17 protein-coding genes are annotated in these 22078 nt (G+C 64.3%); 14 read left to right on the top strand and 3 right to left on the bottom strand.

Going from position 1 to position 22078, the window contains the following annotated elements; genetic code table 11:
- The first annotated feature begins 92 nt into the window (after window positions 1-92).
- The 11 genes from ABIC03_RS06905 (at window position 93) to ABIC03_RS06855 (ending at window position 13801) form a co-directional block, all read left to right on the top strand.
- Window positions 93-1412 (top strand): CmpA/NrtA family ABC transporter substrate-binding protein, encoded by a 1320-nt coding sequence (locus tag ABIC03_RS06905; RefSeq protein ID WP_354056603.1) that lies wholly within the window; start codon window positions 93-95, stop codon window positions 1410-1412.
- A gap of 60 nt (window positions 1413-1472) precedes the next feature.
- Entirely contained in the window at window positions 1473-2369 is an 897-nt protein-coding gene (gene ntrB, locus ABIC03_RS06900; protein WP_354056601.1) for a nitrate ABC transporter permease, read from the top strand.
- 10 nt (window positions 2370-2379) lie between these two features.
- The gene (locus ABIC03_RS06895) at window positions 2380-3174 is read left to right on the top strand and encodes an ABC transporter ATP-binding protein (protein ID WP_007593952.1); all 795 of its coding nucleotides are present in this window, start codon (window positions 2380-2382) and stop codon (window positions 3172-3174) included.
- A 339-nt stretch (window positions 3175-3513) separates the two neighbouring features.
- Window positions 3514-4893 carry an MFS transporter gene (locus ABIC03_RS06890; protein ID WP_354056599.1) on the top strand — a complete coding sequence of 460 codons (1380 nt, stop codon included), beginning with the start codon at window positions 3514-3516 and terminating at the stop codon, window positions 4891-4893.
- 177 nt (window positions 4894-5070) lie between these two features.
- Window positions 5071-5499: a globin family protein gene (locus ABIC03_RS06885; protein WP_354056597.1), complete on the top strand. Its 429-nt coding sequence runs from the start codon at window positions 5071-5073 to the stop codon at window positions 5497-5499.
- Window positions 5500-5509: 10 nt separating this feature from the next.
- Window positions 5510-6727 carry an NAD(P)/FAD-dependent oxidoreductase gene (locus tag ABIC03_RS06880; RefSeq protein ID WP_354056595.1) on the top strand — a complete coding sequence of 406 codons (1218 nt, stop codon included), beginning with the start codon at window positions 5510-5512 and terminating at the stop codon, window positions 6725-6727.
- Window positions 6728-6742: 15 nt separating this feature from the next.
- Window positions 6743-9448 (top strand): nitrate reductase, encoded by a 2706-nt coding sequence (locus ABIC03_RS06875; protein ID WP_354056593.1) that lies wholly within the window; start codon window positions 6743-6745, stop codon window positions 9446-9448.
- Window positions 9449-9747: 299 nt separating this feature from the next.
- Entirely contained in the window at window positions 9748-10650 is a 903-nt protein-coding gene (locus ABIC03_RS06870) for an SMP-30/gluconolactonase/LRE family protein (RefSeq protein WP_354057525.1), read from the top strand.
- 45 nt (window positions 10651-10695) lie between these two features.
- Complete coding sequence (locus ABIC03_RS06865; protein ID WP_354056591.1) at window positions 10696-11535, top strand: aldo/keto reductase; 840 nt, start codon at window positions 10696-10698, stop codon at window positions 11533-11535.
- A gap of 185 nt (window positions 11536-11720) precedes the next feature.
- The gene (locus tag ABIC03_RS06860; protein WP_354056589.1) at window positions 11721-12662 is read left to right on the top strand and encodes a DMT family transporter; all 942 of its coding nucleotides are present in this window, start codon (window positions 11721-11723) and stop codon (window positions 12660-12662) included.
- A 59-nt stretch (window positions 12663-12721) separates the two neighbouring features.
- Window positions 12722-13801 carry a zinc-binding dehydrogenase gene (locus ABIC03_RS06855; RefSeq protein ID WP_354056587.1) on the top strand — a complete coding sequence of 360 codons (1080 nt, stop codon included), beginning with the start codon at window positions 12722-12724 and terminating at the stop codon, window positions 13799-13801.
- Window positions 13802-13805: 4 nt separating this feature from the next.
- On the opposite strand, the gene ABIC03_RS06850 is transcribed toward ABIC03_RS06855, so the two are convergent.
- Window positions 13806-14267, bottom strand: a complete 462-nt coding sequence (locus ABIC03_RS06850) for an Lrp/AsnC family transcriptional regulator (RefSeq protein ID WP_354056585.1) — start codon at window positions 14265-14267, stop codon at window positions 13806-13808.
- A gap of 133 nt (window positions 14268-14400) precedes the next feature.
- Here ABIC03_RS06850 and ABIC03_RS06845 point away from each other — a divergent pair, with 133 nt between their 5' ends.
- Complete coding sequence (locus tag ABIC03_RS06845; RefSeq protein WP_354056583.1) at window positions 14401-16764, top strand: thiamine pyrophosphate-binding protein; 2364 nt, start codon at window positions 14401-14403, stop codon at window positions 16762-16764.
- A gap of 295 nt (window positions 16765-17059) precedes the next feature.
- Window positions 17060-18490, top strand: a complete 1431-nt coding sequence (locus tag ABIC03_RS06840) for an aldehyde dehydrogenase family protein (RefSeq protein ID WP_354056581.1) — start codon at window positions 17060-17062, stop codon at window positions 18488-18490.
- A 173-nt stretch (window positions 18491-18663) separates the two neighbouring features.
- On the opposite strand, the gene ABIC03_RS06835 is transcribed toward ABIC03_RS06840, so the two are convergent.
- The gene (locus ABIC03_RS06835; RefSeq protein WP_354056579.1) at window positions 18664-19644 is read right to left on the bottom strand and encodes an SMP-30/gluconolactonase/LRE family protein; all 981 of its coding nucleotides are present in this window, start codon (window positions 19642-19644) and stop codon (window positions 18664-18666) included.
- A gap of 91 nt (window positions 19645-19735) precedes the next feature.
- On the opposite strand from ABIC03_RS06835, the gene ABIC03_RS06830 reads away from it, so the two are divergent.
- Entirely contained in the window at window positions 19736-20560 is an 825-nt protein-coding gene (locus tag ABIC03_RS06830) for an NAD-dependent epimerase/dehydratase family protein (protein WP_354056577.1), read from the top strand.
- A 37-nt stretch (window positions 20561-20597) separates the two neighbouring features.
- On the opposite strand, the gene ABIC03_RS06825 is transcribed toward ABIC03_RS06830, so the two are convergent.
- Window positions 20598-21869, bottom strand: a complete 1272-nt coding sequence (locus tag ABIC03_RS06825; protein ID WP_354056575.1) for an MFS transporter — start codon at window positions 21867-21869, stop codon at window positions 20598-20600.
- Window positions 21870-22078: the final 209 nt, after the last annotated feature.

Raw genomic sequence — 22078 nt, 5'->3', positions numbered from 1 at the left:
CGCATGCGCTGCTTCAGGCGTCGCCGGACGGACGGGCTGCTCGTGTGCACTGACACAATCATTCTGCAACGACGCAAAGGACGATACCGCCTATGACCAAGCGCACCCGCCGGCCGTCGGATACTGGCCTCAGCCGCCGTCAATTATTGAAGGCCGCCGGCTCGACCGCCGCACTCCTGGCCGCCGCAAAACTGAATTTCCCCGCCGGCGCCTTCGCGCAGGACGCAGGCCCCGAGGTCAAGGGCGCCAAGCTCGGCTTCATCGCGCTGAGCGATGCCGGTCCCTTGTTCGTCGCCAAGGACAAGGGCCTGTTCGCCAAATACGGCATGCCTGACACCGACGTGCAGAAGCAGGCCTCCTGGGGCACCACGCGCGACAATCTCGTGCTCGGCTCCGAAGGCAACGGCATCGACGGCGCGCACATCCTGACCCCGATGCCGTATCTGATCTCGGCCGGCAAGGTGACGCAGAACAACCAGCCAACGCCGATGTACATCCTGGCGCGGCTTAATCTCGACAGCCAGTGCATCTCCGTTGCCAGTGAATATGCCGACCTGAAGCTCGGCGTCGACGCCACGCCCTTCAAGGCGGCGCTGGAGAAGAAGAAGGCCTCGGGCAAGGCCGTGAAGGCCGCGATGACCTTCCCCGGCGGCACGCATGACCTCTGGATCCGCTATTGGCTTGCCGCCGGCGGCATCGATCCGGACAAGGACATCGAGACCATCGTGGTGCCGCCGGCGCAGATGGTGGCCAACATGAAGGTCGGCACGATGGACTGCTTCTGCGTCGGCGAGCCCTGGAACCTACAGCTGATCCACCAGAACATCGGCTACACCGCGATCACGACCGGCGAGCTCTGGAACAAGCACCCGGAAAAATCCTTCGGCATGCGCGCGGCCTTCGTCGACAAATATCCGAAGGCCGCGAAGGCTCTGCTGATGGCGGTGATGGAAGCGCAGCAGTGGTCCGACAAGGCCGAGAACAAGGCCGAGCTCGCCGCCATCATGGGCAAGCGGCAGTGGATGAACTGTCCTGTCGAAGACGTACTCGACCGCACCGCCGGCAAGTTCGACTACGGCCTTCCCGGCAAGGTGGTCGAGAATTCGCCGCACATCATGAAGTACTGGCGCGACTTCGCCTCTTATCCGTTCCAGAGCCACGACCTCTGGTTCCTCACCGAGGACATTCGCTGGGGCAAGTACGAGGCGAATTTCGACACCAAGGCGCTGATCGCCAAGGTCAACCGCGAAGACATGTGGCGCGACGCGGCCAAGACGCTCGGCATCGCAAGCGCGGAGATCCCGACCTCCACCTCGCGCGGCAAGGAGACGTTCTTCGACGGCAAGGTGTTCGATCCGGAAAATCCGGCTGCCTATCTGAAGTCGCTCGCGATCAAGCGCGTCGAAGTCTGATGGAGCCAGCGGCCGCCTCCGGGCGGCCGCATCGCCTTTTGCAGCCGGAGAGATATTGCGATGAACATGCCCGCCACGAAGATCGAGGTTGAGACCGCGAAGCCCGCGAGCGCTGCCGCGCCGGTCGTCGCGCTGACACCGAAGCGGCCGCCGCGTTCGGAGACTTACGCGCGAATGGCTAGGGAGACTGCCGTGCGCGTGATCCCGCCGCTGGTCGTGATCGCGCTTTTGCTTCTGGTGTGGGAGCTGGTCTGCCGCCGCGCCGGCTCGGCACTGCCGCCGCCGTCGAAGGTGTTCAAGGATACCAAGGAGCTGATCCTCGATCCGTTCTTCGATCATGGCGGCATCGACAAGGGGCTGTTCTGGCACCTCTCCGCCAGCCTCCAGCGTGTCGCCTTCGGCTATTCGCTCTCGGCCATCGCGGGCATCGCGCTCGGCGTGCTGGTCGGGCAGTCGGTCTGGGCGATGCGCGGGCTCGATCCGCTGTTCCAAGTGCTGCGCACGATCCCGCCGCTGGCCTGGCTGCCGCTGTCGCTCGCCGCGTTCCGCGACGGCCAGCCGTCGGCGATCTTCGTGATCTTCATCACCTCGATTTGGCCGATCATCATCAACACCGCGGTCGGCGTCCGCAACATCCCGCAGGACTACCGCAACGTCGCCGCGGTGGTGCAGCTCAACCCGCTCGAATTCTTCGCCAAGATCATGATCCCGGCGGCCGCGCCCTACATCTTCACGGGGCTTCGCATCGGCATCGGGCTGTCCTGGCTTGCGATCGTCGCCGCGGAAATGCTGATCGGCGGCGTCGGCATCGGCTTCTTCATCTGGGACGCCTGGAATTCCTCGCATATCAGCGAGATCATCCTGGCACTGTTTTATGTCGGCATCATCGGCTTCGTGCTCGACCGCCTGATCGCGGGCGCCGGCAAGATCGTCACCCGCGGCACCGCGCTGAACTGAAGGGAAGCACATGACCGCTTATCTGAAGCTCGACCACATCGACAAGATCTTTACGCGCGGCGCGGCCTCCACGGAGGTGCTGAAGGATATCAATCTCACCATCGAGAAGGGCGAATACGTCTCGATCATCGGCCATTCCGGTTGCGGGAAGTCGACCCTGCTCAACATCATCGCAGGCCTGACCAACGCCACCACCGGCGGCGTGCTGCTGGAGAACCGCGAGGTGAACTCGCCGGGACCCGACCGCGCGGTGGTGTTCCAGAACCACAGTCTGCTGCCGTGGCTGACCGTGTACGAGAACGTCCGGCTCGGCGTCGACAAGGTCTTTGCCAAAACCAAGAAGCGCGCCGAACGCGACGCCTGGGTCATGCACAATCTCAACCTCGTGCAGATGGCCCATGCCAAAGACAAGCGGCCTTCGGAAATCTCCGGCGGCATGAAGCAGCGCGTCGGCATTGCCCGCGCGCTTGCCATGGAGCCGAAAGTGTTGCTGCTCGACGAGCCTTTCGGCGCGCTCGACGCACTGACCCGCGCGCATTTGCAGGATTCGGTGATGGCGCTGCATCAGAAGCTCGGCAACACTATTTTGATGATCACCCATGACGTCGACGAGGCGGTGCTGTTGTCCGACCGCATCGTCATGATGACGAACGGCCCGAGCGCGCGCATCGGCGAGGTGCTGGAGGTGCCGCTGGCGCGTCCTCGCAAGCGGCTCGAGCTCGCGACCAACACCACTTATCTGAAGTGCCGGCAGCGCGTGCTCGAATTCCTCTACGAGCGTCATCGCTTCGTCGAAGCCGCGTAAACGCGCCACCGACAGGCGGCTAACGCAACGCCTAATTTTGAATCATCAAGCTCAATCCTTGTGCGGCGCACAGGGATTGAGCGAATCGCAAAATTTGCGTGCGAAATAGTGCTGCGAAAATTCGGAGCACTTCGAACAAGCTTCTGAATTTCCTGCATTTCCGGAATGCGCGCAGTTGGCACGGAAATTGAAGCACCAATCGCGACGCCAACGACGACGTCCCTCAACATCATCAATCAGCATCGTAACTCGCCACCGGGGTGAAGCCTCGGAGCGCGCCTCCGTGGCCGGAGGCTGAGCCTGCAACGACGCAGCGGTGAGCCTGGAAGGGATTCTGCAATGACCAAGAGTCGGACTTGGATTTCGGACTGGCGCCCCGAAGATGAGGCGTTCTGGAATGCGACTGGCAAGACTATCGCGCGACGCAACCTGATCTGGTCGATCGTGGCCGAACATATCGGCTTCTCGGTCTGGCTGATCTGGAGCATCGTTACCACCAAGCTGCCGCAGGCGGGCTTCCACTACACCACCGACCAACTGTTCCAGCTCGTCGCGGTGCCCGGGCTGATCGGCGCGTTGATGCGCTTTCCCTATACCTTCGCGGTGACGACCTTCGGCGGTCGCAACTGGACCATCTTCAGTGCGGCGATCCTGTTCATTCCGACGCTCTCGCTCGCCTATTTCGTCGGCCAGCCGGACACGCCGTTCTGGCTGATGCTGCTGATTGCCTCGACCGCCGGTCTCGGCGGTGGAAATTTTGCTTCCAGCATGACCAATATTTCGTTCTTCTTCCCCGACCGGATGAAGGGGTGGGCGCTCGGACTGAATGCGGCCGGCGGCAATATCGGCGTCTCCAGCGTGCAGCTGTTGACCCCGATCCTGATGACGCTCGCCGTCATCAACCTGTTCCAGGCAACTCCTGTTGACGGTGTTTTCCTGCAAAACGCCGGCCTGATGTGGGTGCTGCCGATCGCGATCGCGGTGTTCGGCGCAGTGTTCTTCATGAACAACCTGACCACGGCCAAGTCGTCGATCAAGAACCAGCTCGCCGTGGTCAAGCGCAAGCACACGTGGATCATGGCGTATCTCTATATCGGCACGTTCGGCTCCTTCATCGGCTACTCGGCTGCATTTCCCCTGTTGATCAAGACCCAGTTCCCGCAAGTCACGATTGCGATCGCGTTCCTGGGACCGCTGGTCGGTTCGCTGTCGCGGCCGCTCGGTGGCTGGCTTGCCGACAGGATCGGCGGCTCGGTCATCACGTTCTGGAATTTCATCGTGATGGCAGGGGCGACGATCGGCGTGCTCTATTTCGTCGGGCACAAGGATTTCATCGGCTTCCTGTCGATGTTCCTGGTCCTGTTCGTGACGACGGGAATCGGCAACGGTTCGACCTACCGCATGATCCCCTCGATCTTCCGCGAGCAGAATTTGTTCAGGGTGCGCGGCAAGGGCGATGCGGAGCGCGCGGTCGCCTTGAAGACGGCGAGCATCGAGAGCGGTGCTGCGGTCGGCTTCATCGGCGCGGTCGGCGCCGTCGGCGGCTATCTGATCCCGACCGGGTTCGGCAAGTCGATCGCCCTGACCGGCGGTCCGCAGCTCGCGCTCGCGATCTATCTCGGTTTCTACGCCTCCTGCCTCGCGCTGACCTGGTGGTTCTATCTGCGTCGCAGCCCGCAGGGCGAAGGCGCGTCAAGCCTCGCCGGAGCAAGGGTGTAGAGCATGATCCGGAAAAGTGTGCAGCGGTTTTCCGGCAAGATCATGCTCAAAGGATAGAGACTTGGTACGAATCTCGCTTCTCCCCGTACGCGGGAAGAAGCATTGCCCGACAGTTTGACAATGAACCTGGTTCGCAATGGCGCGCACCAAGGCAAACCCAACAGGCAGGAGAACATCATGACGCCAGAACAGATCACCCTCGTCCAACAGAGCTTTGCCAAGGTCGCGCCGATTTCCGCGCAGGCCGCGGTGCTGTTCTACGATCGCCTGTTCGAGGTGGCGCCATCCGTGCGCGCGATGTTTCCCGAGGACATGACCGAGCAGCGCAAGAAGCTGATGGGCATGCTCGCCGCCGTCGTCGGCGGCCTATCGAACCTGGACTCGATTCTTCCCGCGGCCTCGGCGCTGGCAAAGCGTCACGTCGCCTACGGCGCCAAGGCCGAGCACTACCCCGTGGTCGGCGCGACCTTGCTGTGGACCCTGGAGAAGGGGCTCGGCGAAGCCTGGACGCCCGAACTCGCTACCGCCTGGACCGACGCCTACGGCGTGTTGTCCGGCTACATGATTTCCGAGGCCTACGGCGCACAGCCGCAGGCCGCCGAATAGGAGATGCGTTGTGAGTGAACCGCTGGTCATCGTGGGTAACGGTATGGCGGCCGCGCGTCTGGTCGACGAACTCGCGAAGACCTCGCTCGGCCGCTACGCCGTCGCTGTGATCGGCGAAGAGCCGCGGCTCGCTTACAATCGCGTTCTGCTCTCCTCGGTGCTGGCGGGCGAGACCGGCTCTCACGAGATCGAGCTCCGGCCTGCCGACTGGTGGCGCCATCGCGGCGTCACGGTGCGCTACGGCTATCGCGTCACCGAGATCGACACCGGCCGACGCGAGCTCAAGATCGAAGGCGAAGAGAGCATGGAATATTCCAAGCTCGTGCTCGCCGTCGGCTCGACGCCGCTGCGGCTCAACGTACCGGGCGCCGATCTCGCCGGCGTGCACACCTTCCGCGACACCCGAGACGTCGACCTGCTGCTGACGCTCGCGGCCGCCAGGAAGCGCGTCGTCGTGGTCGGCGGCGGTCTGCTCGGACTCGAAGCGGCGTACGGCCTCGCCAAGGCCGGAGCGCCCGTGACGCTGCTGCACCTGATGGACCGGCTGATGGAGCGCCAGCTCGATGCGCCGGCCGCCGACCTGCTCAAGACATTGGTCGAGCGCAAGGGCATTCGCATCCTGCTCAATGCATCCACAGCCCGCATCCTCGGCGAGGACCATGTCGAAGCGGTCGAGCTTGCCGACGGCAGCCGCATCGAGGCCGATGCGGTGATCTTCGCCGCCGGCATCAGGCCCAACATCGCGCTCGCAAAGGACGCCGGCATCGCAGTCAACCGCGGCATCGTCGTCAACGACGAGATGCAGACGGCGTCACCCGATATCTACGCGCTCGGCGAATGCGCCGAGCATCGCGGCACCTGCTACGGCCTCGTCGAGCCTGCCTACGAACAGGCGCGCGTGCTGGCGCGGCATCTCTCCGGCCGTCCCGCGGCCTATCAGGGCAGCGTGGTCTCGACCAATCTGAAGGTGTCGGGAGTCAGCGTATTCTCCGCCGGCGACTTCATGGGCGGGGAGGGCAGCGAGGGCCTCGTGCTGTCAGACCGCAGGTGCGGCACCTACAAGAAACTCGTCATCGCCGAGGGCCGGCTCACCGGCGCCCTGCTGATTGGCGATACCGTCGATGCGCTCTGGTATCTCGAGCTGATCCGCAACCGCGAAAAGGTGGCGGCCATCCGCGCCGACATGATGTTCGGCCGTGCACTCGCGCGTCCCTCCAAAGCGGCTTGATAGAGGCGGCTTGATATGACGGCGATCGATCCCACGCTCCGCGCCACCAAGACAACCTGTCCGTATTGCGGCGTCGGCTGCGGCGTGCTGGCGACGCCAGACGGCAAGGGCGGCGCGGCGATCGCGGGCGATCCCGATCATCCAGCCAATTTCGGCCGGCTGTGCTCCAAGGGCTCGGCGCTGGGCGAGACCGTCGGCCTGGAAAGCCGGCTGCTCTATCCGATGATCCGCTGCAAGGGCGTGCTCGAACGCGTCGCCTGGAGCGATGCGCTCGATCACGTCGCCCACCGCATGCAGCACATCGTCGCGCGCGACGGCGCCGACGCGGTCGCATTCTATCTCTCCGGGCAGCTCCTGACCGAGGACTATTACGTCGCCAACAAGCTGATGAAGGGCTTTGTCGGGACGGCGAACGTCGACACCAATTCGCGGCTTTGCATGTCGTCCTCGGTCGCCGGTCACCGCCGCGCCTTCGGCGCCGACACCGTGCCCGGTTGCTACGAGGATCTCGACCAGGCCGATCTTCTGGTGTTCGTCGGCTCGAATGCCGCCTGGTGCCATCCCGTGCTGTTCCAGCGCATGTTGAAGAACCGGCAGGAGCGCGGCGCCCGCATGATCGTGATCGATCCGCGCCGCACCGACACCGCGACCGACGTCGATCTGTTCCTGGGCCTCAAGCCCGGCACCGACACGGCGCTGTTCTCCGGCCTGTTCGTTCACCTTGCCGACAATGGTGCTTTGGATCAGGACTACATCGCGCAAAACACGTCGGGCTTTGACGACGCGCTGGCGCGCGCACGCAGCATCGCCGGCGGCGTCACCGCGACCGCACTCGCCACGGGCCTTTCCGAGCAGGACGTTGCCACCTTCTTCAAGATGTTCCGTGACACGCCCCGCGTCGTCACGCTGTACTCGCAAGGTGTCAATCAGTCGGCGCAGGGCACCGACAAGGTCAATGCGATCCTGAACTGCCATCTCGCCACGGGCCGGATCGGCAAGCCCGGCGCCTCGCCGTTCTCGCTCACCGGCCAGCCCAACGCGATGGGCGGCCGAGAGGTCGGCGGCCTCGCCAACCAGCTCGCCGCACATATGAACTTCACGCCGCCGGACATCGATCGTGTCAGGCGGTTCTGGAAGGCGCCGCGCATCGCCACCCATGAAGGGTTGAAGGCGGTGCAGTTGTTCGAAGCCATCAATCGCGGCGAGGTCAAGGCGCTGTGGGTGATGGGCACCAACCCCGCAGTGTCGCTGCCCGATGCGGATTTCGTGCGCGAGGCGCTGAAGAAGCTCGAGCTGTTCGTGGTCTCCGAGAACGTGCTCTCCAACGACACGGTCGATGCCGGCCCGCACGTGCTGCTGCCCGCGCTCGCTTGGGGCGAGAAGTCGGGCACTGTGACCAATTCCGAGCGCCGCATCTCGCGCCAGCGCTCGTTCCTGCCGGCGCCCGGCGAGGCGCGGCCGGACTGGTGGATCCTGAGCGAAACCGCAAAACGCCTCGGCTTCGGCGACAGCTTTGGCTACAAATCCGCCGCCGACATCTTTCGCGAGCACGCCGCGCTCTCGGCGTTCGAGAACGATGGCAGCCGCGACTTCGATATCGGCGCGCTGACCTCGCTGTCCGACGAGGCCTTCGACGCCTTGAAGCCCGTGCAGTGGCCCGCGCCTGAAGGCGGGGCGCCCGGCGAGCGCTTCTTCGCGGCCGGCGGCTTCTTCACCAACGATGGCAAGGGCCGCTTCGTCGCGCCGGAAGTGCCGGCGCTGCGTGGCGAGATCGGACCGTCGCGGCCGCTGCGGCTCAATACCGGGCGCATCCGCGACCAGTGGCACACCATGACGCGCACGGGCCTCAGCCAGCGGCTCGGCGCGCATCTGCCCGAGCCGTTCGTCGAGGTCCATCCCGATGACGCCAACAAATACAACATTGTCCATGACGGCTACGCCCGCATCACCACCGACTACGCCCAGTGCACCCTCAAGGTCGTCGTCAGCGATCGCCAGCAGCGCGGCACGCTGTTCGCGCCGATCCACTGGAGTGCGATGAACGCCTCGCACGGTCGCGTCGGGGCGCTGGTCGCACCGTTCACCGATCCGTTCTCGGGGCAGCCGGAGTCCAAGGCGACACCGGCGGCGATTTCGCCTTATGAATACGTCTTCCGCGGCTTTGCGTTGTCGCGCAAGCAGCTGGAGCTGCCGCCGAACCTGATGTGGACCCGCGTCACTGTTGCCGGCGGCTTCGGCTATCTCTTCGCCGACAATGCCGACCTGTCGCGCTGGCCGGCCTGGCTCGGTGGCATTGCGGGCGAGGACGTTGCCGACTATCGCGACTTCGGCGGCGGCGTCTACCGCGCGGCTTCGTTTGATGGCGATCGCATTGAGACCTGTCTGTTCGTCGGCCCCGCGCATGATGCCGGCGACTGGGAGGTGGTGAAGAGCCTGTTCGTGGCCGACCATGTCACCGACGAGCAGCGGCGCATGCTGTTGTCCGGCAAATCGAGCGAAGGCGCCGCCTCGACCGGGCCTGTCGTCTGCGCCTGCTTCGGCGTCGGCCGCGGCACCATCTGCGACACCATCGCCGCAGGCGCGCGCACAGCCGCCGAGATCGGCGCAAAGCTCAAGGCCGGCACCAATTGCGGCTCCTGCATCCCCGAGCTGAAGCGCCTGATCGCGACGACCGAGGTGGCTCCGGCAAAGCAGGCCAAGCGTGCGGGCGCGGCGGGGTAGGCGCGACTTTCTCGGTCGTCGCCGCATACTCCGCCGTCATCGCCCGGCTTGACCGGGCGATCCAGTACGCCGAGACGCCTGTGATCCAGCGGAGAGGCCACGGCGTACTGGATACCCCGCTTGACGCCTACGCTAAAGCTTCGGCGCCCCTGGACCTCAACCCCGGCGAAGCCTTGGCGTAGCCGGGTCGCGGGGAATGACAGCGAGGCCGGGGCGCTATGCCTCGGCCCAATCGACGCACGTCCCATTGTGCCCTATGGTGCCGCGCTCTCCCATCAACAACGACAAAAACAACAATGATGTACTTGGAAACGCCCCCGCGCCTGATCGAGACCAGGCTCTTCTCCGCCATGCCAGACAAATTCCGCCGCAAGGGCGAGCGCACCGATTGGGCCGATGCCAACCGGCCGGGTGTGCCGACGGACTCCTTCATCGAGGGGCCGTCGTTTGACAGGGATGGCAATCTCTACATCGTCGACATTCCCTTCGGCCGCATCTTCCGCATCGCGCCTGATGGCGAGTGGTCGCTGGCGATTGAATATCAGGGCTGGCCGAACGGACTGAAGATCGCGGCCGACAGCCGTATCCTGGTCGCCGACTACAGGCACGGCATCATGGAGTTCGACGCCAAGGCAGGGCGCATGGCGCCGGTGCTGACGGCGCGCAATTCGGAATCATTCCGCGGCTGCAACGACCTGCATCTCGCTTCCAACGGCGACATCTATTTCACCGACCAGGGGCAGACCGGCCTGCATGACCCCAGCGGCCGCGTCTATCGCCTGACGCAAAGCGGCCGGCTCGATTGCCTTGTTGACACCGGTATCAGCCCGAATGGTCTGGTGCTCGATCCAACCGAGACCGTGCTGTTCGTCGCGATGACGCGCGACAACGCGGTGTGGCGGTTGCCGTTCATGAAGGACGGCAGCGTGTCGAAGGTCGGCCGCTTCTGCTCGCTGTTCGGCACCAGCGGCCCGGATGGCATGACCATGGATGCCAAGGGCCGGCTGTTCGTCGGTCACGCCTCGCTCGGCCACGTCTTCGTGTTCGCGCCCAACGGCGAATTGATTGCGCGGGTCAAGTCGTGTGCAGGGCCGAATTGCACCAATGTCACGATCGGTGGCGCGAACAAAGATCAGCTCTACATCACGGAGTCTGCGACCGGTAGCGTACTGGTCGCTGACATCGGCGGATTGAACTCTTGAGCTCGATGGCGGTTGCCTGAGCGAGCGAGCGGTATCGGAGCAAATATGAACACGAAACCCTTCGGCAAAACCGGCGCCAGCGTCCCCGTCATCGGGCAGGGCACTTGGTATCTCGACCATGGCGACCGCAAGCGCGCGGTCACGGCGCTGCAGCGCGGGCTCGATCTCGGCATGACCCACATCGACACCGCCGAAATGTATGGCGATGCCGAGCTCGTCATCGCCGATGCGATCGCGGGCCGACGCGACGAGGTGTTCCTCGTGTCAAAGGTGCTGCCGAGCAACGCCTCGCGCCGCGGAACCATCACCGCCTGTGAGCGCTCGCTGAAGCGGCTGAAGACTGACCGGCTCGATTGCTATCTGCTGCACTGGCGCGGCTCGTATCTGCTGGAGGACACCGTCGCCGCATTCGAGGAACTGGTGAAGGCCGGCAAGATCAAATCCTGGGGCGTCTCCAATTTCGACGCCGACGATCTCGACGAGATGCTCGACGCTGCCGGCGAAGACCGCATCGCCTGCAATCAGGTGCTCTATCATCTGAAGGAACGCGCGATCGAGCACACGGTGATCCCGTGGTGCGAACAGCATGGTGTCGCTGTGGTTGCTTATTCGCCATTCGGCCACGACGATTTCCCTGCGAGCAACAGCAAGGGCGGCGCGGTGCTGGCGCGCATCGCGGAGGCGCGTCGCGCGACGCCGCGCCAGGTCGCACTGAGCTTCCTCACCCGTGCGACTACGGTGTTCGCGATCCCGAAGGCGTCGTCCGCGGAACATGCCGGCGAAAACGCCGCGGCCGGCGATCTCGTGCTGACGAAAGACGAGATTGCGGTGCTGGATGCGGCGTTTCCGCGCGGTCCGAAGCCGCGCGGCCTGCCCATGCTGTAGTGCACAAACGCCTATTATTAATGGAGTCTTGACGCGCGCGGACGTGAGCGCATATCGGCATCCTGTTTTCGGAAGTTGTGAAAGCGGCGCAATTATCGTTTTTTACGATCATTCCCGATTCGCATTTCTAGGTTCCAGCCGTGACCCCGCCGCCCGCCGCAGCCGCAAGGCTCGACAGTATTCCCATGTCCATGCCGGAAAAGAAGCCGCAGGCGCGCCGCGCGCCGGCGCGCGTCGATCATCCCTTCAAGGGCATCGCGCTGGTGCTTCTGTCGACGATCTTTCTCGGCTGCTCCGATGTCACCGCGAAATATCTGTCGTCGAGCCTGCCGTCGATCGAAATCACCTGGATCCGCTTCGTGACATTCGCGCTGATGTTCACGCCGGTGATGCTGCCGGGCTCGCCGCTTCATGCCATGCGCACCGAGCGTCTCGGCCTGCAGCTGATGCGCGGCGCGGCATTGCTCGGCTCTTCTCTGTTCTTCATCACCGGCCTGAGCTTCCTGCCGATCGCGGAAGCGTCCGCGACCGGCTTTGTCTCGCCGCTGTTCGTCACCGCGCTCTCGATCGTGTTCCTGAGCGAGAAAGTCGGAATGCGCCGCTGGATCGCGACCGCGATCGGCCTGACGGGCGTGCTGATCATCCTGCGCCCGGGCTCCAGCGCGTTTCACGCCGCCGCGTTCTTCCCGATCGTCTCGGCGTTCTGCTGGGCTGCGGCGCTGATCCTGACGCGCATGATGAGCGGGCGTGAAGCCGTCCTCACCACGATGGCCTATTCGGCGCTGACAGGCGTTGCGATCCTCTCTCTGATGGTACCATTCATCTGGGTCACACCGACCTGGACCGCGATCGGGCTTGGGATCGTGATCGGCGTCGCCTCCACCGTCGGCCAGTGGATCATCGTCCTGGCCTATCGCTACGGCGATGCCTCGGTGCTGGCGCCGTTCTCGTATACGCAATTGCTGTGGGTCAGCATTTTGGGCTTCTTCCTGTTCGGCGAAGTGCCTGATGTCTGGACCGTCACCGGCGCGGCCTTCATCGTGGCCAGCGGCCTCTACATCGCCCATCGCGAGCGCATCCGACGCGCCCAACTCCTGATCATGGAAGAGCGTTCCCCGAACCCCTGACGCAAGTTCGCGCGTCCGCTTCGTGCTATCAACGGCTCCAACAAGACGGGAGGAGCCGGATGCGCGCTGCGATTTTCAGGAACGGTGAGATTGTCGTCGATCGGATGGCCGAGCCAAAGCCCGGCCCCGGCCAGGTTCTGGTCAAGACGCTCGCCTGCGGCATCTGCGGTTCCGACCTGCACGCGCGCCAGCACGCCCACCGCATGGTGGAGATGGCGCGGAAGACCGGGCGCAAGCCGATGGACCTCGCCCGCGACGTCGTGTTCGGCCACGAATTCTGCTGCGAGGTCGTCGACTATGGTCCCGGCACCGCGCGCAAGCTCACGCCCGGCACGCGCGTCTGCTCGCTGCCGGCGCTGGTGACGCCTGCGGGTATCGAAGGCATCGGCTATTCCAACGACAACATCGGCGGCTACGCCGAGGCGATGCTGCTGAGCGAAGCGCTGCTGCTCGAGGTGCCCAACGGTCTCGCGCCGGAGCATGCCGCGCTCACCGAACCGCTCGCGGTCGGCGTTCATGCGGTCGCCAAGGCCAACATCCGTGGCGGCGAGGTGCCGCTCGTGATCGGCTGCGGCCCGGTCGGGCTGGCGGTGATTGCGGCGCTGAAGCTCAAGGGCCTGCATCCGATCGTCGCCGCCGACTATTCGCCGGCGCGGCGCGCGCTTGCGGCAAAACTCGGTGCCGATATCGTCGTGGATCCCAGGGTGTCGCAGCCCTATGCGACCTGGGCCGAGCATGCGCAGATGTCGGATGGGGAGAAGGCGGCGCGCCCGCCGTTGCAGGCGATGCTGCCCGCGCTGAAGCCCGCGATCATCTTCGAATGCGTCGGCGTGCCCGGTCTGTTGCAACAGGTGTTCGAAGGCGCGCCGCGCGATGCGAGGATCGTCGTGGTCGGCGTCTGCATGGAGACCGACAGGAGCGAGCCCATGCTCGGGATCATGAAGGAGCTCAATGTCCAGTATGTGCTCGGCTACACGCCGGACGAATTCGCGGCGTCACTGCGCCTGATCGCGGAAGGGCAGGTGGATGCGGCGGCGATGGTGACCGCCGAGGTCGGCATCGACGGCGTCGCAAATGCTTTCGCCGATCTCGCCAATCCTGAGGCCCACACCAAGATCATCGTGCAGCCGTGGCGATGATGCCTTACACCGGCAGCGCGATCGAGTACTTCACCTGGCTGAGCGCAAAGCTTGATTCGATCGAGGCGATGCCGTCGAGCCGGGTCAGCTTGGTCTTCAGGAAAGTCTCGTAGGAGGCAAGGTCGGCCGCGACGACGCGCAGGAGGTAGTCGCGGTTGCCGGTCATCAGATAGCACTCCAGCACCTCCTCCCATTTCGAGATCGCCCGCGCGAAGCGGTTGAGATCCTCCTCCTTCTGCCGCGCCAGCTTGATCGAGATGAAGACGCTGACATGCAGCCCCAGCGCCTTCTGATCGACGGTAGCGATGTAGCGCGAGATGACGCCGCGTTCCTCGAGCAGTTTGACCCGGCGATGGCACGGCGACACCGACAGCCCGACCTTGTCGGCGAGTTCCTGCATGGTCAGCCGGCTGTCGGTCTGGAGCAGAGCGAGGATTTTTCGGTCGATGGCGTCGAGATCGGGCATTAGGATGAACCTGTCGTTTTTGGCAGCTGATTGGTAAGGTATCCCCATCTTGGCTGGTATTGCGCAAAAAATTGAGAAGTTTGGCGCTTCCCCCGGGGGTATCATCGGGCACCTGTTTTCCGGGAGCATTGCCATGCCCGTCGATACCGCCCGCCTCGACACATTGACCGCGCTCGCCCGCAAGGCGCTGTGGCTGTCGTCATGGACCATCCATCACGCCAATCACGTCCGCGCGAACGCGGACGGCCTGAAGGTCGGCGGACATCAGGCCTCGTCGGCCTCGCTCGCCACCATCATGTCGGCGCTGTATTTCCACTTGCTGAAACCCGAGGATCGCGTCGCGGTTAAGCCGCATGCGAGCCCGGTGTTCCACGCCATCCAGTATCTGTTCGGCCGGCAGAGCCGCGAGAAGCTGGAGAATTTTCGTGGCTTCAAGGGCGCGCAGTCCTATCCCTCGCGCACCAAGGACGTCGACGACGTCGATTTCTCCACCGGCTCGGTCGGCCTCGGTGTTGCGCAGACGCTGTTCGCCTCGCTGGTGCAGGACTACGTCAAGGCGCATGGCTGGATGAAGGATCGCCGCGAAGGGCGGATGATTGCGCTGGTCGGCGACGCCGAGATGGACGAGGGCAATATTTTCGAGGCGCTCGCGGAAGGCTGGAAGCACGGGCTGCGCAACACCTGGTGGGTGGTCGACTACAACAGGCAGTCGCTGGACGCCGTCGTCCGCGAGGGTCTGTGGGAAAAGTTCGAGACCGTGTTCCGCAATTTCGGCTGGGACGTGGTGATCGTGAAGTACGGCCGGCTGATGCGCGAGGCCTTTGCGGAAGCCGGCGGCGAGGCGTTGAAGCGCTGGATCGACAATTGCCCGAACGCGCTCTACGCCGCGCTGTGTTTCCAGGGCGGCGCGGCGTTCCGCAAACATCTTCACGACGAGATCGGCGATCAGGGCCCCATCACCAAACTGATCGACAGGCGCAGCGACGACGAATTGCTGGCGCTGATGTCGAACCTCGGCGGCCACGACATGGCGAGCATGCTGGACGCCTTCGAATCCATCGATCACGATCGTCCGGTCTGCTTCATCGCCTACACCATCAAGGGCGTCGGCCTGCCGTTCCAGGGCCACAAGGACAATCACGCCGGCCTGATGACGGTCGCGCAGATGGAGAAATATCGCGACAGCCAGAACATCCGGCCCGGACACGAATGGGACAGATACGAGGGCCTCGCGCAAAGTGCCGCCGAGCTCGACGCCTTCCTCGCGCGGGTGCCGTTCAACCAGGACGGCCGCCGGCTCACCGCGCCTGTGATCGAGGTGCCGTCGCAGCTCGCCTTCAAGCCGGCGCCGCAGATGTCGACCCAGCAGGGTTTTGGGCTGGTGCTGAACGAGATCGCGCGCGGCGACAGCGAGCTTGCCAGGCGCATCGTGACAACGTCGCCTGACGTCACCGTCTCGACCAATCTCGGTCCGTGGGTGAACCGGCGCGGCCTGTTCGCGCGCGGCGAGAAGGCGGACTTATTCCGCAGCGAGAAAATTCCATCCACCTTCAACTGGGAGTTCTCGCCCAAGGGCCAGCATCTCGAACTCGGCATCGCCGAGATGAACCTGTTCATCATGCTCTCGGCGCTCGGCCTGTCGCACCAGATCAACGGCGAGCGGCTGCTGCCGGTCGGTACGCTCTACGATCCCTTCATCGAGCGCGGTCTCGATGCGCTGAACTATGCCTGCTACCAGGATGCGCGCTTCATGGTGGCGGCGACCCCATCAGGGATCACGCTGGCGCCCGAAGGCGGCGCGCATCAGTCGATCGCAACGCCTCTGATCGGCATGGCGCAGGACGGCCTTGCCTCGTTCGAGCCGGCCTTCGTCGACGAGCTCGCCGTGATCATGGGGTGGGGATTCAACCACATGCAGCGCGATCCGGGCGAGGGCGGCTCGGTCTATTTGCGGCTCTCGACGCGCAGCATCGAGCAGGCGCAGCGGATCATGACGCCCGAGCTCGCACAGGGCATTACCGACGGCGCCTATTGGCTGCGCAAGCCGGGCCCCAACGCCGAAGCCGTCATCGCCTATACCGGCGCCGTTGCGCCGGAAGCGATCGAGGCGACCGGCTTCATCGGCGAGAGCCGGCGCGACATCGGGCTGCTCGCGATCACATCCGCGGATCGTCTGCATGCGGGGTGGACCGCCGCACGGAAATTGCGCCGTGATCGTAGAGGCGTGCAGCATCTCAGCCACATCGAAAGACTGCTCGCGCCGCTGCCGCGCGACTGCGGCATCGTGACCGTGATCGACGGCCATCCGGCGGCGCTCGGCTGGCTCGGCAGCGTCCGCGGCCATCGCGTCGAGGCGCTCGGCGTCGAGCAGTTCGGGCAGACCGGCACTATCGCCGACCTCTACCGCCACCACGGCATCGACGCCAACGCCATCATCGATGCGGCCGAAAGCCTCACCACCGGCGCGCCGGTGCTGCATCGGAAGATGGCTGTTTAGTTCTCGGTCGTCGTCCTGGCCTAGTGCGCAATTGCGCACGGGGGGCCAGGACCCATACGCCGCGGCAGTTGTTGCAGGCGGCAGACGCCAGAGCAAACTAACTGGCCCTTGTGGTAATGGGTCCTGGCTTTCGCCAGGACGACGTCCATGGCCACCTTGCCTCGCTCCCGCCATCGGCTCATATAACCTCCGTCCGCCGCAACGCTGGCCCCGCATATGGCGGGTTCAATTGCCGGCGCTTTCGTGCAAGGATGCCTGCCGAAACGCCCCCCAAGCCCCCAAGAAGAGGTTCACTATGGTCAATCGCATGCAATTCTACATCGACGGCGCCTGGGTCGATCCCGCCGTCAAGAAGTCCACCGCCGTGGTCAATCCGGCGACGGAAGAGACGATGTACGAGGTTGCGCTGGGCTCCAAGGCCGACGTTGACAAAGCCGTTGCCGCCGCCAAGCGCGCGTTCGTGACGTTCTCCCAGACCAGCCGTGACGAGCGCGTCGCGCTGCTCACCAAAGTCATCGAGATCTACAAGGGCCGTCTCAAGGAGATCGGCGCTGCCGTCTCCGACGAAATGGGTGCGCCGCTGCCGATGGCGGAGAAGCTCCAGGCCGGCGCTGGTCTCGGCCACCTCATGACCACGCTCGACGTGCTCAAGAACTATCATTTCGAGGAACCGGTCGGCACCGCCATGGTGCTGCGCGAGCCGGTCGGTGTGGTCGGCATGATCACGCCCTGGAACTGGCCGCTCAACCAGATCGCCTGCAAGGTCGCGCCCGCGCTCGCCGCCGGCTGTACCATGATCCTGAAGCCGTCGGAGTTCACCCCGACCTCGGCGCTGATCTTCGCGGAAATCCTCCATGAAGCCGGCGTGCCGAAGGGCGTGTTCAACCTCGTCAACGGTCTCGGCCCCGAGGTCGGCGCTGCAATGAGCGAGCATCCCGACATCGACATGATCTCGTTCACCGGCTCGACCCGCGCCGGTATCGACGTGGCCAAGCGTGCGGCACCTACCGTGAAGCGCGTCAGCCAGGAGCTCGGTGGCAAGTCGCCGAACGTCATCCTCGAAGGCGCCGACCTCACGAAGGCGGTGACCGGTGGCGTGATGCACATGTTCAACAACTCCGGCCAGTCCTGCAACGCGCCCTCGCGCATGATCGTGCCGGCCTCGAAGATGAAGGAAGTCGCCGCGATCGCGAAGGCTGTCGCCGACAAGACCAAGGCGGGCGATCCGCGCGCCGAAGGCACCACCATCGGTCCCGTGGTCAACCGCGGCCAGTGGGACAAGATCCAGGGCCTGATCAAGAAGGGCATCGACGAGGGCGCAACGCTCGTGTCGGGCGGCCCGGGCCTGCCCGAGGGCGTCAACAAGGGCTTCTATGTCCGCCCGACCATCTTCGCCGATGTCACCCCCGACATGACGATTGCGCGTGAAGAGATCTTCGGACCGGTGCTGACCATCATCGGCGCCAAGGACGAAGCCGAGGCCGTGCACATCGCCAACGACACGCCCTATGGGCTTGCCGGCTATGTCACCGGTGCGTCCGTCGAGGACGCCAAGCGCGTCGGTCGTCAGATCCGCGCCGGCAACGTCAATCTGCAGGGCGTGCCCAACGACCGCTCTGCGCCGTTCGGCGGCTACAAGCAGTCCGGCAACGGCCGCGAGTGGGGCAAGTACGGCCTCGAGGACTTCCTCGAAGTGAAGGCGGTTGCGGGCTTCAACGCGGCGTAGGTTTTAGCGCCTTAGTAAACATGACGCCGGAGCGGGAAACCGCTCCGGCGTTTTTGTTCTATCTTTCGTCATTGCGAGGAGCGTACCGACGAAGCAATCCAGGCTGCCTCCGCGGAAAGATTCTGGATTGCTTCGCTTCGCTCGCAATGACGAGAGGCGTGACGGCGGCGAAACTATCCCCCCACCGCGCCTTGCGTGTTCACATACAGCGCGTAGATCGATTGGCTCGCGGCCATGAACAGGCGGTTGCGCTTGACGCCGCCGAAGCAGAGATTGGCGCAGCGCTCGGGCAGCGCGATGCGGCCGATCATGACGCCGTCGGGCGCGAACACCACGACCCCGTCGAGCTCGGGATCGCCCATGCCCCAGCCGCACCAGAGATTCCCGTCGATGTCGCAGCGCATGCCATCAGGCGTGCCCGGGCCTGCGTCGATGAAGACGCGCTTGTTCGAGATCGTGGTGCCGTCCGCCGAGACGTCATAGGCGAGGATCTTGCGGTTTGGCACGCCGCGTGATTCCACGACGTAGAGGATTTTCTCGTCCGGCGAGAAGCACAGCCCGTTCGGCCCGAGCACGCCTTCGGCGACGATGGTCGCCTTGCGGGTTGTGGGGTCGAGCCGGTAGACGTTCGGATCAATTTCCGGCTCGGCCTTGTAGCCCTCGTAGTTGCCTAACAGGCCGAAGGTCGGATCGGTGAACCAGATCGCGCCGTCGGACTTCACCACGACGTCGTTCGGCGAGTTGAGCTGCTTGCCGCCGAACGAGTCCATCAGCACGGTGATGCTACCGTCATATTCGGTGCGGGTGACGCGTCGCCCGCCATGCTCGCAGGTGACGAGCCGGCCCTGGCGATCCCTGGTGTTGCCGTTGGCGAAATTGGACGGCTTGCGGAACACGCTGACGGCGCCGGTCTCCTCCTCCCATTTGACAATGCGCTGGTTCGGAATGTCGCTGCACAGGAGATAGCGCCCGTCGCCGAACCACACCGGACCCTCGGCCCAGCGCAGGCCGGTCGTCAGCCGCTCCACCGCCGAGAGTTTCAGCCAGTATTTTTCGAAGCGGGGGTCGAGGGCGCGGATCGCCGGATCGGGGTAATAGGTCGCCGGCCGCCAGCCTTGCTGCGATCCTTGGTTCTGGGACGATGCATCGTTCATGTGCAATTCTCGTTGTTGCGTTCCCTCTGTCCAAGTCTGCTAGCATCAGATATCTACGGCCGCAAATCGGTCGCTACATACGAGGACAGACATGCCGCGCATTTTGATGACGGGAGCTTCGGGCGGGATTGGAACGCGTTTGCGACAACTGTTGCCGCCGATCTATCCGGACCTGCTGCTCAGCGACATCCGCCCGCCGGCCGATCTCGGCCCCAACGAACAATTCAAGGCGGCGGACCTCTCTGACTTGGCGCAGTGCGAGGCGATCTGCGAGGGCGTCGACGGCATCATCCATTTCGGCGGCTATTCGGTCGAAGGCCCCTGGGACGACATCCTCCAGGCCAACATCATCGGCGGCTACAATCTGTTCGAGGCGGCGTATCGCAAGGGCGTCAAGCGCGTGGTGTTCGCCTCCTCGAACCATGCCGTCGGATTCTATCCCCGCGACCACAAGATTGGCACCGACGTGACCCCGCGCCCCGACGGCCGCTATGGCGTCAGCAAGGTGTTCGGCGAAGCGGTCGGCGCGCTCTATGCCGACAAGCATGGCTTGAAGGTGACTTGCCTTCGTATTGGCAATTTCGGCGACGTGCCGCTGGACCTTCGCCGCATCTCGATCTGGCTGAAGCCGGAAGACCTGGTGCAGCTCTGCCAGATCGGGCTCGAGCATCCCGACATTCATTTCGAGGTGTTCTACGGCGTGTCCCTGAACGAGCGCGCCTGGTGGGACAACCACCGCGCCTACGAGTTCGGCTACCGCCCGACGGGGCGCTCCGAGGACCACGTGGCGCATGCGATGGCGGAGCAGGCCAAGCTGAAGCCCGATCCGGTCGGCGATTACTGTCAGGGCGGCGCGTTCTGCAGCAACGAGTTCGACGGCGACACAAGTCGCATCATCGATTGGACCAAGCGGTAAGGCGTATTCGCAAATCTAGGGCGTCGGGGTCGACGCCCTAGACCACGCGTTTGCCGGCCTGGGCCGCGATGGGCCGCTGCACGAAATACATCAGAATCAGGGAAATCACCGCCGTCGTTACGACGACGTATCCCAGCCGGTCGAAATGCCGCAGCGTACCGTCGGCCTCTTGCGCAATGAGCGCGGCGGCGAGCACGGAGCCGAGCCCGCCGGAGAGCTGTTGCAGCGACGCGCCGACCGCGCTGAAGGAGCCGCGTTGCGCCGGCTCGGGGATTGCGGAAATCAGCGCCTGTGACGGAATCATGCGGGAGAAGATGCCGACGAACATCAGGACGTTGACCAGGATCGCGACCGTCAGGCTCACCTCGCCGAGATGGGTGTAGATCAGCACCATGACGATGGACATGGCGCTGCCGAAGACGAAGGTGGGGTATTTGCCGAAGGCATCGCTCGCGCGTCCCACCAGCGGGCCGATGACAATGCTGAACAGGCCGGAGACGAGATAGATCGTCGGCAGATGCACGATGTCGATGCCGAGATTGTGCACGGTGTAGGCGCTGCCGAACGGCATCAGCATGTAGCCGCCGGTCGCCAGCAGGGTCGTTACCGAAAACGCCATCCAATAGCGCGGCTGCGAGACCGTCGCGATCAGATGCCGGAACGGATTTCTATCCTGCTTCAGCCCGAGATGGCCGTTCACCGGCTTCATCAGGAACATCACGGAGACCATCCCGATCACCGACAGGCCGACCAGTGCGCCGAACGCGACGTGCCAGTTCCACTGGTTGGCGAGGAAAAGACCGGCCGGGATGCCCAGCACCTGGCTTGCGGCGAAGGCGGTTTGCACGAAACCCATGACGCGGCCGCGCAATTGCAGCGTAAACAGATCGGTCACGATGGCGAGCACGACCGAGCCGATCACGCCGCCGAACAGGCCGGTCACGATCCGCCCCAGCAGCAACAGATGATAGTTGGGCGCGATCGCGCACAGCGCCGTGCCAAGGGTAAAGCCGGCATAGAAGAACAACAGTAGCCGCTTGCGATCGAACCGGTCGGCAAAGCCGGCCGCCAGGATGCCGGAAATTCCCGCGCTGAACGCATAGGCCGAGACCGCCACCCCAAACTGAGCGGCCGATATATCGAGCGCCGGCATCATGATGGCGCCGAGCGGCGACATGATCATGAAATCGATGATGATCGTGAACTGGACCAGCGCCAGCAGCGCGACGAGGATCGCTTGGTAGCGCGAGAAGCCGCGGGACAGCTCCTGCGTCTCGACGATCGGCTCGGTCAGGGTTTGTTCGGTCATGGCATTTCAGTCGGGAGGGAATACGGGGAAGAATGTGCGATTCGCCGCTGGGCGTCGGTCCTATCTATTTCCGACGGCGCGCTATTTCGATGGGTTGACAAAAGGTTTTGATGGCAATCTCGACGCGGTGCCTCGGTTCACTGAGAACGAGCGCATGCAAGGGCTGAGCTTTGGCTTGGCCGCCCTGCCCATTGATCTAGGTCAACCAT

The sequence above is a fragment of the Bradyrhizobium sp. RT6a genome, assembly GCF_040547675.1.
Classification (GTDB): Bacteria; Pseudomonadota; Alphaproteobacteria; order Rhizobiales; family Xanthobacteraceae; genus Bradyrhizobium.
Note: the sequence above shows the minus strand (reverse complement) of the source record. Positions and strands in the feature narration are given on the sequence as shown.

What these genes read in the sequence shown, in the direction of transcription:
- ABIC03_RS06905 (WP_354056603.1), top strand. Translation starts at nt 93, where the DNA reads ATGACCAAGCGCACCCGCCGGCCGTCGGATACTGGCCTCAGCCGCCGT.
- ntrB (WP_354056601.1), top strand. Translation starts at nt 1,473, where the DNA reads ATGAACATGCCCGCCACGAAGATCGAGGTTGAGACCGCGAAGCCCGCG.
- ABIC03_RS06895 (WP_007593952.1), top strand. Translation starts at nt 2,380, where the DNA reads ATGACCGCTTATCTGAAGCTCGACCACATCGACAAGATCTTTACGCGC.
- ABIC03_RS06890 (WP_354056599.1), top strand. Translation starts at nt 3,514, where the DNA reads ATGACCAAGAGTCGGACTTGGATTTCGGACTGGCGCCCCGAAGATGAG.
- ABIC03_RS06885 (WP_354056597.1), top strand. Translation starts at nt 5,071, where the DNA reads ATGACGCCAGAACAGATCACCCTCGTCCAACAGAGCTTTGCCAAGGTC.
- ABIC03_RS06875 (WP_354056593.1), top strand. Translation starts at nt 6,743, where the DNA reads ATGACGGCGATCGATCCCACGCTCCGCGCCACCAAGACAACCTGTCCG.
- ABIC03_RS06870 (WP_354057525.1), top strand. Translation starts at nt 9,748, where the DNA reads ATGTACTTGGAAACGCCCCCGCGCCTGATCGAGACCAGGCTCTTCTCC.
- ABIC03_RS06865 (WP_354056591.1), top strand. Translation starts at nt 10,696, where the DNA reads ATGAACACGAAACCCTTCGGCAAAACCGGCGCCAGCGTCCCCGTCATC.
- ABIC03_RS06860 (WP_354056589.1), top strand. Translation starts at nt 11,721, where the DNA reads ATGTCCATGCCGGAAAAGAAGCCGCAGGCGCGCCGCGCGCCGGCGCGC.
- ABIC03_RS06855 (WP_354056587.1), top strand. Translation starts at nt 12,722, where the DNA reads ATGCGCGCTGCGATTTTCAGGAACGGTGAGATTGTCGTCGATCGGATG.
- ABIC03_RS06850 (WP_354056585.1), bottom strand. Translation starts at nt 14,267, where the DNA reads ATGCCCGATCTCGACGCCATCGACCGAAAAATCCTCGCTCTGCTCCAG.
- ABIC03_RS06845 (WP_354056583.1), top strand. Translation starts at nt 14,401, where the DNA reads ATGCCCGTCGATACCGCCCGCCTCGACACATTGACCGCGCTCGCCCGC.
- ABIC03_RS06840 (WP_354056581.1), top strand. Translation starts at nt 17,060, where the DNA reads ATGGTCAATCGCATGCAATTCTACATCGACGGCGCCTGGGTCGATCCC.
- ABIC03_RS06835 (WP_354056579.1), bottom strand. Translation starts at nt 19,644, where the DNA reads ATGAACGATGCATCGTCCCAGAACCAAGGATCGCAGCAAGGCTGGCGG.
- ABIC03_RS06830 (WP_354056577.1), top strand. Translation starts at nt 19,736, where the DNA reads ATGCCGCGCATTTTGATGACGGGAGCTTCGGGCGGGATTGGAACGCGT.
- ABIC03_RS06825 (WP_354056575.1), bottom strand. Translation starts at nt 21,869, where the DNA reads ATGACCGAACAAACCCTGACCGAGCCGATCGTCGAGACGCAGGAGCTG.